The sequence below is a fragment of the Proteiniborus ethanoligenes genome, assembly GCF_900107485.1.
Classification (GTDB): domain Bacteria; phylum Bacillota; class Clostridia; order Tissierellales; family Proteiniboraceae; genus Proteiniborus; species Proteiniborus ethanoligenes.
In genome coordinates, this window is the sequence record NZ_FNQE01000034.1 from 20,378 (window position 1) to 29,795 (window position 9,418).

Below are 9,418 nucleotides of genomic sequence, written 5' to 3' on the forward strand. Positions count from 1 at the left end.
GTATTTCCCCCCTAACCTAATAACTCTTCTACAGTTTTTCCTCTTAGTCTTGCAACTTCTTCAGCTCTCTTAAGCTGTTTTAATGCCTCTACTGTTGCATTTACTACGTTTCTAGGATTACTTGAACCTAAAGATTTACCTCTTAAGTCCCTTATACCAGCAAGTTCAATAACTGCACGTACTGGACCTCCAGCTATAACTCCTGTACCCTCTGAAGCTGGTTTTAATAATACTCTTCCTGCGCCAAATTCTCCTATTGTTTCATGAGGAATTGTTGTTCCAACTGTAGGAACTTTTATTAAATTCTTTTTAGCATCTTGGATTGCTTTTCTAATAGCTTCAGGAACTTCTAGTGCTTTTGCCATACCAACACCTACGTGCCCGTTCTCGTCTCCAACAACTACTAAAGCACTAAATCTAAAGTTCCTACCACCTTTAACAACTTTAGTTACACGATTTATGCTAACTACTCTTTCTTTTAAATCTAATTCACCAGCATCTATACGACCATGATGTTGCATTGCTTTCCCTCCTTCATCTAGAACTTTAATCCGCCTTCTCTTGCACCGTCTGCAAGTTCTTTAACTCTTCCGTGGTAAATATATCCACCTCTATCGAATATTACTTCTTCAATGCCCTTTGCTAGAGCTCTTTCAGCAACTAGCTTGCCAACAACCTTAGCCGCTTCTTTGTTGCTAGTTTTCTCTAACTTTTCTTTTAAGTCTTTATCCAGGGTAGAAGCAGACACTAAAGTTCTTCCTGCACTGTCATCGATTATTTGTGCATATATGTGATTTAAGCTTCTATACACATTTAATCTTGGTCTCTCAGGAGTTCCATTTACAGTCTTTCTAATTCTTAAATGCCTTTTTTGTCTTTTCTTGTTACTATATTCTTTTTTGAGCACCTGTTTTCACTCCTTTCCTACTTACCTGTCTTGCCTTCCTTACGTCTTACATTTTCGCCTTCATATCTTACACCTTTACCTTTATAAGGTTCTGGTCTTCTTAAGTCTCTGATTACAGCAGCATAGTTACCAACTTTTTGTTTATCGATACCTTTTACAATTATCTTTGTATTAGCTGGAACTTCAACTTCTATGCCTTCTGGATCTTCCATCTCAACTGGGTGAGAGAATCCTAGATTCAGTACTAGTTTGTTACCTTGTTTTTGAGCACGATAACCTGTACCTATTATCTCTAATCCTTTTGAATATCCATTTGTAACTCCTTCAATCATGTTAGCTAATAATGATCTAGTTAATCCATGTAATGATTTATGTCTTTTTTGTTCAGTTGGACGAGATAAATTAATAACATTTTCTTCTATATTAATTTTGATTTCTTTATCAAGTTGTTGTTCAAGTGTTCCCTTTGCGCCTTTAACTACTACATAGTTATTTGAATCTATTTTCACTTCCACACCACTTGGTATAGTTATCGGCTTCAAACCTATTCTTGACATGATTGCACCTCCTGTTCCATTAAATCAGTCTTTTATCTATTACCAAATGTAGCAGATTACTTCTCCGCCAACGCCTTCTTTTCTTGCTTCTTTATCTGTAATAATACCTTTAGAAGTTGAAAGAACAGCTATTCCTAGCCCTCCTAAAACTCTAGGTATCTCATCACTTTTAACGTAAACTCTTAAACCAGGCTTAGATATTCTCTTTAATCCAGTGATTATTTTCTCATTATCCTTGCCATATTTAAGTTGTACTCTTAAAATACCTTGCTTTGCATCTTCTATTACATCGTATCCCTTTATGAATCCTTCTTCTAAAAGAATACTAGCTATTGATTTCTTCATATTTGAAGCAGGAATATCTACAGTTTCATGTTTTGCATTATTCCCGTTTCTTATTCTAGTAAGCATATCTGCAATTGGATCAGTCATTACCATTCGAGTCTACCTCCTTCCATTTTAACAATCTATTACCAGCTCGCTTTTTTTACTCCAGGAATCTGTCCCTTGTAAGCTAGTTCTCTGAAGCAAATACGGCAAACTCCGAATTTTCTTAAATAGGCATGTGGTCTTCCGCAAATCTTGCATCTATTATATTCTCTTGAGCTGAATTTTTGTTTTCTTTGTTGCTTTACTATCATTGACTTTTTAGCCACTCTTTTTCGCCTCCTCCATTACTTTCTAAAGGGCATTCCCATAAGTGCTAAGAATTCTTTTGCTTCCTCATCGGTTTTAGCAGTTGTAACTACTATTATGTCTAAGCCTTTTATACTATCTACTTTATCGTATTCTATTTCAGGAAATATTAATTGCTCTTTAATTCCTAAAGCATAGTTTCCTCTTCCATCAAAGGATGTAGCAGAAACTCCTCTAAAGTCTCTAACTCTTGGTAGTGCAATGTTCATAAGTTTATCAAGGAATTCATACATTTTGTCTCCTCTTAATGTAACCTTTGAACCAACTGACATACCTTCACGAAGCTTAAAGTTTGCAACGGATTTCTTTGCCTTAGTCACTATTGGCTTTTGGCCTGATATGATGCCTAGTTCTTCTACAGCTGATTCTAAAAGTTTTGGGTTATCTCTAGCTGCTCCTAGACCCATATTTAAAACAACTTTTTCAAGTTTAGGTACTTCCATTACATTACTATATTTAAATTTTTCCATTAATGCTGGAATAACTTCATTTTTATATTTTTCCTTTAGGCGTGTTGTCATTTTGTAAACCTCCTTTCAACTGTAGCTTAACTATAAAGTTTCACCGCATTTTTTGCAGACTCTTACTTTTTCACCGTTCTCTAGAATTTTGTGTCCGACTCTAACGCCTGTTTTGTCTTTATTGCAGTACAACATAACATTTGACACGTGTATAGAACCTTCTTGGTGTATTATCCCACCTTGTTGTAATTGTGCATTAGGTTTTTTATGCTTTGTGAGCATGTTTACGCCTTCTACAATTACTCTATCAGTCTTTGGCATAGCAGCAAGCACTTTACCTTTTTTGCCTTTATCTTTACCAGAAATAACTACTACTGTGTCACCTTTTTTAACATGCATTGTCTACACCTCCTCTTATAACACTTCAGGTGCTAATGATATTATCTTCATATAGTTACCATCTCTTAGTTCTCTTGTAACAGGTCCAAAAATACGAGTACCTATTGGTGATTTGTCTTCTTTTATAATAACAGCAGCATTTTCATCAAATTTGATGTAGCTTCCGTCTTTTCTTCTAACACCTTTTTTTGTTCTTACTATAACTGCCTTAACTATCTCGCCTTTTTTAACAACACCACCAGGTGTTGCACTTTTAACAGTAGCTACTACTATATCTCCTATGTTGGCATATCTTCTACGTGATCCGCCTAGTACTTTTATCACTAATAATTCTTTAGCTCCAGAATTATCTCCAACTTTTAAGCGTGATTCTGTTTGTAACATTTATTACCCTCCTTTCGTCGATACCAAGGATTATTTTGCTTTCTCTATGATTTCTACTAGTCTCCATCTTTTTTCTCTACTCAATGGTCTAGTTTCCATTATTTTAACTTTATCGCCAATTTGGCATTCATTGTTTTCATCATGCGCTTTAAATTTTGTAGTCTTTTTAACCATTTTCCCGTATAAAGGGTGTGCAACAAATGTTTCTATAGCTACAACTATGGTTTTATCCATTTTATCACTTACAACTCGACCTATTCTAACCTTTCTGTTCCCTCTTTGCATGAAGTTGGCCCTCCTTTCCCTTGCAACTATGCGTTAACCTGTTTTAATTCTCTTTCTTTCATTATTGTCTTTATGCGTGCAATATCTTTCCTAACAGATTTGATCCTCATTGGGTTATCAAGCTGTCCAGTAGCTAGTTGAAATCTTAGGTTAAACAGTTCAACTTTTAAATCATTTAATTTGTTATCAAGTTCTTGACCAGTCATTTGACGTATTTCATTAGCTTTCACTAGCTTCACCACCCTCTTCAATTACATCTTGTCGAGTGACAAATTTACATTTTATAGGCAGTTTGTGAGCTGCCAATCTCATAGCTTCTCTTGCTGTTTCTTCAGGTATTCCAGCCATTTCGAATAATATTCTACCTGGCTTTACTACAGCTACCCAGTATTCTGGTGAACCTTTACCAGAACCCATACGAGTCTCAGCTGGTTTTTGTGTTACAGGCTTATCTGGGAATATTTTTATCCAGACCTTACCGCCCCTCCTGACATATCTTGTCATTGCCCTTCTGGCTGCTTCTATTTGATTGGATGTAATCCAAGCTGGTTCTAATGCTTGTAATCCAAATTCACCATAAGAAATCTTATTGCCTCGAGTCGCTTTACCAGTCATTCTTCCTCTGTGTACTCTACGGCGTTTTACTCTTTTAGGCATTAACATTTTATTTCCTCCTTCCTACACTACTTATTTCTCAGTGCTTTCATCTTTTTGTTCTACCTTTGCAGTAGGAAGAACTTCACCTTTATATATCCAAACTTTAACACCTATTTTCCCATACGTTGTGTTCGCTTCAGCAAATCCATAATCTATGTCTGCTCTTAAAGTTTGAAGTGGTATTGTTCCTTCGCTATATCCTTCTGTCCTTGCCATATCTGCTCCACCAACTCTACCGGATACAGATGTCTTGATTCCTTTAGCTCCTGATCTCATAGTTCTTTGAATAGCTTGTTTCATAGCCCTTCTAAAAGATACTCTTCTTTCTAATTGGCTAGCAATATTTTCAGCCACTAGTTGAGAGTTTAACTCAGGAATTTTTATTTCTTCAACGTTAATTGTTACATTTTTCTTTGTAAGTTTTTCAAGATTTTTTCTAAGGTCTTCAACACCTTGACCGCCTCTACCTATAACCATACCTGGCTTAGCTGTATGAACTGTAACTTTAATTCTATTAGCTGCTCTTTCTATTTCAGTTTTTGATAATCCTGATGTAAATAATGCTTTCTTTACATATTCACGTATTTTAAAATCTTCTACTAAATACTCAGAAAATTGTTTGCTATCCGCATACCATTTTGAATCCCAGTCCTTTATTATACCTACTCTTAGTCCATGTGGATTAACTTTTTGGCCCATCTTTATCCCTCCTTCTCTAATCTCTTTCTCTTAACACGATTCCAACGTGACTTGTTCTCTTTAGAATTGGATAAGCTCTACCTTGTGATCTTGGTCTCCATCTTTTTAATGTTGGACCTTGATTGCCATAAGCTTCATACACATATAGTTTTTCTCTATCCATATCAAAATTATTTTCAGCGTTTGCAATAGCTGAATTAAGAACTTTCTCTAATTCTTTAGCACCTCTTTTTGGTGTAAACTTTAATATAGCAAGTGCTTCATCTACGTTTTTGCCTCTTATTTCAGCAGCCACTAAGTTCACTTTTCTTGGTGCAATACGAATATATTTGGCTATAGCTCTAGCTTCCACTCGAAGTTCCCTCCTTCATACTTACTTTTTAACAGATGTTGATTTTTCTGATCCAGCGTGTCCTTTAAACGTTCTTGTAGGAGCAAATTCACCTAGTTTGTGACCTACCATATCTTCTGTAACATAAACAGGAATGTGTTTCCTACCGTCATGAACTGCTATAGTGTGTCCTACCATTTGTGGAAATATTGTTGAACGACGTGACCATGTTTTTATAACTTTCTTATCGTTTTTCTCGTTTAATTCTTCAACCTTTTTTAAAAGATGATCGTCGCAAAACGGTCCTTTTTTAAGGGATCTACCCATGTAAGTTCCTCCTCTCAATGCGATAATGAATTATTTATAATAGTATCGCTTAAGCCAAATGCTATGAAATGACTATTTCTTTCTTGCTCTAACGATGTATTTGTTTGATGCTTTGTTTTTCTGACGAGTCTTATATCCTAATGCTGGTTTACCCCATGGAGTAACAGGAGATGGTCTACCAATTGGAGTTCTTCCTTCTCCACCACCGTGAGGGTGATCGTTAGGGTTCATTACGCTACCTCTAACTGATGGTCTAAAGCCCATGTGTCTCTTTCTACCAGCTTTACCTATTGTCATGTTTTCATGCTCTACATTTCCAACTTGACCTATAGTTGCTCTACACTCAATTCTAATAAGTCTAAATTCTCCAGATGGAAGTCTAACTGTTGCATAGTTACCTTCTTTACCCATAAGCTGTGCAGAGTTACCTGCTGATCTAACTAATTGACCGCCTTTACCTGCTTTTAGCTCTATATTATGGATAACTGTACCAACTGGTATGTTTCTTAATGGAAGTGCATTACCTACTTTAATATCTGCACCTTCACCAGATTCTATAACATCTCCAACTTTTAATCCAAGTGGAGCAAGTATATATCTTTTTTCTCCATCAACATAGTTTATTAGTGCTATATTAGCTGTTCTGTTTGGATCGTATTCTATAGCTGCAACTTTACCAGCTATCCCATCTTTGTTTCTTTTAAAATCGATTATTCTATATTTTCTTTTCGCTCCGCCGCCTCTATGTCTAACGGTAATTCTACCATGGGCATTTCTACCTGCTTGCCTATTTAAGCTTACAACTAGAGATTTTTCTGGTTCTTTTTTTGTAATATCTTCAAATGTTGATACGGTCATTTGTCTAAGTGCTGGCGAAGTCGGTTTGAATTTCCTCATACTCATTTTGTTCCCTCCTCTTACTTGCAATTAAGAACTACATGCCTTCAAAGAACTCTATGCCTTTGCTATCCTTAGTAAGTGTAACTATTGCCTTTTTCCAGCTTGGTCTTCTACCTACATGAATTCCTTGTCTTTTTAGTTTGCCTTGCATATTCATAGTGTTTACTTTTTCAACCTTAACACCAAATACTTTTTCAACAGCATTTTTAATTTCTGTTTTATTAGCCTTTTTATCTACAACGAAAGTGTATTTTCCTTCTGCCATATCGTTCATGCTTCGTTCTGTTATAATTGGTTTTCTTATGATGTCGTGTGGACTACGCATTATGCATACACCTCCTCCACTTTTTTAACGGCATCCTTAGTTATAATAAATGAATCATAGTTTAATATATCGTACACATTAAGAGTACTTACTAAAGTAGTTTGAACTCCTGGTATGTTATTTGCTGATTTTACTACATTTTCATTTTTCTCAGTCATAACTACTAGTGCCTTCTTCTTAGAATTGATATTTTTCAAAATATTTACCATGTCTTTTGTCTTAGGTTGAGTTAGATTTAATTCATCTAATACTATTATTTCGTTGTTAACTACTTTTGAGCTTAATGCGCTTTTCATAGCTAGACGTTTAACTTTTTTAGGAATTGAATAGCTGTAGTCTCTTGGCTTAGGAGCAAATACTATTCCTCCTCCTACCCATTGAGGTGATCTTATACTTCCTTGACGAGCTCTACCTGTTCCTTTTTGTCTCCAAGGTTTTCTTCCTCCACCTCTTACTTCTGCTCTTGTTTTAGTTGATTGTGTACCTTGTCTTTTGTTTGCAAGCTGATTTTTAACAGCTTCGTACAAAACGTGTTGATTTACTTCAACACCGAATACCTCTTTGCTTAATTCTATATCTCCAATTTGTTGGCCTGATACATTATATAAAGCTACCTTTGGCATCTAACTTCCTCCTTTCCTAAAGAACTTACTTTGAAGCCTTTACTGTTTCTTTTATTGTTATAAATCCGCCTTTAGGACCTGGTACAGCACCTTTAACTAGTAAGAAGTTGTTTTCAGCATCTACTCTTACAACCTCAAGGTTTTGAACTGTTACTCTTTCTCTACCCATTTGTCCTGGCATCTTTTTGCCTTTTAGTATTCTTGATGGTGTAGCAGAGCCACCCATTGAACCTATACCTCTATGGTATTTGGAACCATGTGTCATAGGTCCTCTTCCATAGTTATATCTTTTGATAACACCTTGGAAGCCCTTACCTTTAGATGTTCCAATAACATCTACTTTGTCCCCTACTGTAAATATGTCTGCTTTTATTTCCTGACCTATTTCATATCCATCTATGTTATTAACTTTTATTTCTCTTAAATATTTTTTAAATTCTACATTCGCTTTGTTAAAGTGTCCTTTTAATGGCTTGTTAACTTTTTTGTCTTTAACATTATCGTATCCAACTTGGATAGCATTATAGCCATCTTTTTCAACGCTTTTTTTCTGAACTACTTTCATAGGTCCAACTTCTATTACTGTAACAGGAATTACTATTCCTTCTTCTGTAAATATTTGTGTCATACCTACTTTTTTACCTAATATACTTTTCATATTTTACACCTCCTGAAATCTTACAGCGGATTACACCTTTGTGCAATCATACTAAGCAGAGTGTACTTTATCTAATTCTCTACTTGTATTCTTATAATTTAATTTCAATATCTACACCAGCCGGTAGATTAAGCTTCATTAATGAATCTACTGTCTTTGGTGTTGGATTTAAGATATCGATTAATCTCTTATGAGTTCTTTGTTCAAACTGCTCTCTAGAATCCTTGTATTTATGAACAGCTCTTAATATTGTAATTATCTGCTTTTCTGTTGGTAGTGGTATAGGACCTGATACATTTGCCCCAGTTCTTTTAGCAGTTTCTACAATTTTTTGTGCTGATGAGTCAAGGATTTCATGATCATAAGCCTTTAATCTGATTCTTATTTTTTGTTTGCTGTTTGACATTTAATTTCCCTCCTTCTTATCGCATGCATATGGGTAACATGCAACAATGATTGCCGATACACTCAACCGGGTGTTCTGTAGTTTTTTGTGCACAACAATCCCTTGTCGCCCGATTCTAAGCCGGACATTCTCCGCAAAAATTCCCTTATTTAATTATAAACAAGCAACCTCTTGCATCATCGCATGTCAACTACATACCCTAATATTTTATATCATATTTACCTAAAACTCAAGTAGTAAATTTGATTTTTTAGATGTTTTTTTGTGTTTTTTTGTACTTTTTTATTATATCCATTTTTAAAACTTACTAGACACTAAAAGAAGGGGATCCCCCCTCTTTTAGTGTCTATAATTTATGTCTTTTTTTATTACTCTGTAATTTGAGCTACAACTCCAGCTCCTACTGTTCTTCCACCTTCACGAATAGCAAATTTAAGTCCTGCTTCCATTGCGATTGGTGTGATTAGTTCTATTGTAAATGTTGCGTTGTCTCCTGGCATTACCATTTCTACTCCTTCTGGTAATTTGATTGAGCCTGTTACGTCTGTTGTTCTAAAGTAGAATTGTGGTCTGTATCCATCAAAGAATGGAGTATGTCTTCCACCTTCTTCTTTTGTTAGTACGTATACTTCTGCTTTGAACTTTGTATGTGGTTGAATTGAACCTGGTTTTGCTAATACTTGACCTCTTTCGATGTCTGTTCTTTGTACTCCTCTTAATAATGCTCCTATGTTATCTCCTGCTCTTGCTTCGTCTAGCAGCTTTCTAAACATTTCTACTCCTGTACATACTACTGTTCTTGG

20 protein-coding genes are annotated in these 9,418 nt (G+C 35.4%); all 20 read right to left on the bottom strand.

The features are described from left to right. Positions 1–11: 11 nt before the first annotated feature. Entirely contained in the window at positions 12–521 is a 510-nt protein-coding gene (rpsE, locus tag BLV37_RS12755) for a 30S ribosomal protein S5 (protein ID WP_091732199.1), read from the bottom strand. 17 nt (positions 522–538) lie between these two features. Next, positions 539–907: a 50S ribosomal protein L18 gene (gene rplR, locus BLV37_RS12760; RefSeq protein ID WP_091732202.1), complete on the bottom strand. Its 369-nt coding sequence runs from the start codon at positions 905–907 to the stop codon at positions 539–541. Positions 908–924: 17 nt separating this feature from the next. Next, positions 925–1,464, bottom strand: a complete 540-nt coding sequence (gene rplF / locus BLV37_RS12765; RefSeq protein ID WP_091732205.1) for a 50S ribosomal protein L6 — start codon at positions 1,462–1,464, stop codon at positions 925–927. 39 nt (positions 1,465–1,503) lie between these two features. Continuing rightward, positions 1,504–1,902 (bottom strand): 30S ribosomal protein S8, encoded by a 399-nt coding sequence (gene rpsH / locus BLV37_RS12770; RefSeq protein WP_091732207.1) that lies wholly within the window; start codon positions 1,900–1,902, stop codon positions 1,504–1,506. 32 nt (positions 1,903–1,934) lie between these two features. Next, a complete protein-coding gene (locus tag BLV37_RS12775; RefSeq protein ID WP_091732210.1) occupies positions 1,935–2,120 on the bottom strand; it encodes a type Z 30S ribosomal protein S14 in 186 nt (61 codons plus the stop codon). 18 nt (positions 2,121–2,138) lie between these two features. Continuing rightward, on the bottom strand, positions 2,139–2,681 hold the full coding sequence (rplE, locus tag BLV37_RS12780) for a 50S ribosomal protein L5 (protein WP_091732213.1): 543 nt from the start codon (positions 2,679–2,681) through the stop codon (positions 2,139–2,141). Between the two features lie 30 nt (positions 2,682–2,711). Beyond that, entirely contained in the window at positions 2,712–3,020 is a 309-nt protein-coding gene (rplX, locus tag BLV37_RS12785) for a 50S ribosomal protein L24 (protein ID WP_091732216.1), read from the bottom strand. 15 nt (positions 3,021–3,035) lie between these two features. Further along, positions 3,036–3,404: a 50S ribosomal protein L14 gene (gene rplN, locus BLV37_RS12790; RefSeq protein ID WP_091732219.1), complete on the bottom strand. Its 369-nt coding sequence runs from the start codon at positions 3,402–3,404 to the stop codon at positions 3,036–3,038. Between the two features lie 30 nt (positions 3,405–3,434). Next, positions 3,435–3,689: a 30S ribosomal protein S17 gene (rpsQ, locus tag BLV37_RS12795; RefSeq protein ID WP_091732221.1), complete on the bottom strand. Its 255-nt coding sequence runs from the start codon at positions 3,687–3,689 to the stop codon at positions 3,435–3,437. 26 nt (positions 3,690–3,715) lie between these two features. After that, on the bottom strand, positions 3,716–3,919 hold the full coding sequence (gene rpmC, locus BLV37_RS12800; protein ID WP_091732224.1) for a 50S ribosomal protein L29: 204 nt from the start codon (positions 3,917–3,919) through the stop codon (positions 3,716–3,718). Continuing rightward, the gene (rplP, locus tag BLV37_RS12805; protein WP_091732227.1) at positions 3,909–4,352 is read right to left on the bottom strand and encodes a 50S ribosomal protein L16; all 444 of its coding nucleotides are present in this window, start codon (positions 4,350–4,352) and stop codon (positions 3,909–3,911) included. Before rplP ends, rpmC begins: the two co-directional genes overlap by 11 nt. Positions 4,353–4,376: 24 nt before the next feature. Continuing rightward, the gene (gene rpsC / locus BLV37_RS12810) at positions 4,377–5,045 is read right to left on the bottom strand and encodes a 30S ribosomal protein S3 (protein WP_091732229.1); all 669 of its coding nucleotides are present in this window, start codon (positions 5,043–5,045) and stop codon (positions 4,377–4,379) included. Positions 5,046–5,061: 16 nt separating this feature from the next. Then, positions 5,062–5,397 (bottom strand): 50S ribosomal protein L22, encoded by a 336-nt coding sequence (rplV, locus tag BLV37_RS12815; protein ID WP_091732232.1) that lies wholly within the window; start codon positions 5,395–5,397, stop codon positions 5,062–5,064. Positions 5,398–5,418: 21 nt separating this feature from the next. After that, positions 5,419–5,703 carry a 30S ribosomal protein S19 gene (rpsS, locus tag BLV37_RS12820; RefSeq protein WP_091732235.1) on the bottom strand — a complete coding sequence of 95 codons (285 nt, stop codon included), beginning with the start codon at positions 5,701–5,703 and terminating at the stop codon, positions 5,419–5,421. Between the two features lie 72 nt (positions 5,704–5,775). Further along, positions 5,776–6,606, bottom strand: a complete 831-nt coding sequence (gene rplB / locus BLV37_RS12825; RefSeq protein ID WP_091732238.1) for a 50S ribosomal protein L2 — start codon at positions 6,604–6,606, stop codon at positions 5,776–5,778. A gap of 31 nt (positions 6,607–6,637) precedes the next feature. Next, the gene (gene rplW / locus BLV37_RS12830) at positions 6,638–6,928 is read right to left on the bottom strand and encodes a 50S ribosomal protein L23 (RefSeq protein ID WP_091732240.1); all 291 of its coding nucleotides are present in this window, start codon (positions 6,926–6,928) and stop codon (positions 6,638–6,640) included. After that, complete coding sequence (rplD, locus tag BLV37_RS12835; protein ID WP_091732243.1) at positions 6,928–7,551, bottom strand: 50S ribosomal protein L4; 624 nt, start codon at positions 7,549–7,551, stop codon at positions 6,928–6,930. Before rplD ends, rplW begins: the two co-directional genes overlap by 1 nt. A gap of 25 nt (positions 7,552–7,576) precedes the next feature. Next, positions 7,577–8,209: a 50S ribosomal protein L3 gene (gene rplC, locus BLV37_RS12840; RefSeq protein ID WP_091732244.1), complete on the bottom strand. Its 633-nt coding sequence runs from the start codon at positions 8,207–8,209 to the stop codon at positions 7,577–7,579. A gap of 91 nt (positions 8,210–8,300) precedes the next feature. Beyond that, positions 8,301–8,615 (bottom strand): 30S ribosomal protein S10, encoded by a 315-nt coding sequence (gene rpsJ / locus BLV37_RS12845; protein WP_091732247.1) that lies wholly within the window; start codon positions 8,613–8,615, stop codon positions 8,301–8,303. A gap of 368 nt (positions 8,616–8,983) precedes the next feature. Continuing rightward, positions 8,984–9,418: EF-Tu C-terminal domain-related protein (locus tag BLV37_RS12850; RefSeq protein ID WP_342026625.1), on the bottom strand; the 435-nt coding region annotated here is incomplete at its 5' end.

Excerpts from the sequence above, each read along its gene's own strand:
- rplP (WP_091732227.1), bottom strand. The coding sequence starts at position 4,352 with ATGTTAATGCCTAAAAGAGTAAAACGCCGTAGAGTACACAGAGGAAGA.
- rplB (WP_091732238.1), bottom strand. The coding sequence starts at position 6,606 with ATGAGTATGAGGAAATTCAAACCGACTTCGCCAGCACTTAGACAAATG.
- rpsC (WP_091732229.1), bottom strand. The coding sequence starts at position 5,045 with ATGGGCCAAAAAGTTAATCCACATGGACTAAGAGTAGGTATAATAAAG.
- rplD (WP_091732243.1), bottom strand. The coding sequence starts at position 7,551 with ATGCCAAAGGTAGCTTTATATAATGTATCAGGCCAACAAATTGGAGAT.
- rplC (WP_091732244.1), bottom strand. The coding sequence starts at position 8,209 with ATGAAAAGTATATTAGGTAAAAAAGTAGGTATGACACAAATATTTACA.
- rplE (WP_091732213.1), bottom strand. The coding sequence starts at position 2,681 with ATGACAACACGCCTAAAGGAAAAATATAAAAATGAAGTTATTCCAGCA.
- rplN (WP_091732219.1), bottom strand. The coding sequence starts at position 3,404 with ATGTTACAAACAGAATCACGCTTAAAAGTTGGAGATAATTCTGGAGCT.
- rplW (WP_091732240.1), bottom strand. The coding sequence starts at position 6,928 with ATGCGTAGTCCACACGACATCATAAGAAAACCAATTATAACAGAACGA.
- rpsQ (WP_091732221.1), bottom strand. The coding sequence starts at position 3,689 with ATGCAAAGAGGGAACAGAAAGGTTAGAATAGGTCGAGTTGTAAGTGAT.
- rpsS (WP_091732235.1), bottom strand. The coding sequence starts at position 5,703 with ATGGGTAGATCCCTTAAAAAAGGACCGTTTTGCGACGATCATCTTTTA.
- rpsE (WP_091732199.1), bottom strand. The coding sequence starts at position 521 with ATGCAACATCATGGTCGTATAGATGCTGGTGAATTAGATTTAAAAGAA.
- rpsJ (WP_091732247.1), bottom strand. The coding sequence starts at position 8,615 with ATGTCAAACAGCAAACAAAAAATAAGAATCAGATTAAAGGCTTATGAT.
- rplF (WP_091732205.1), bottom strand. The coding sequence starts at position 1,464 with ATGTCAAGAATAGGTTTGAAGCCGATAACTATACCAAGTGGTGTGGAA.
- rplX (WP_091732216.1), bottom strand. The coding sequence starts at position 3,020 with ATGCATGTTAAAAAAGGTGACACAGTAGTAGTTATTTCTGGTAAAGAT.
- rpsH (WP_091732207.1), bottom strand. The coding sequence starts at position 1,902 with ATGGTAATGACTGATCCAATTGCAGATATGCTTACTAGAATAAGAAAC.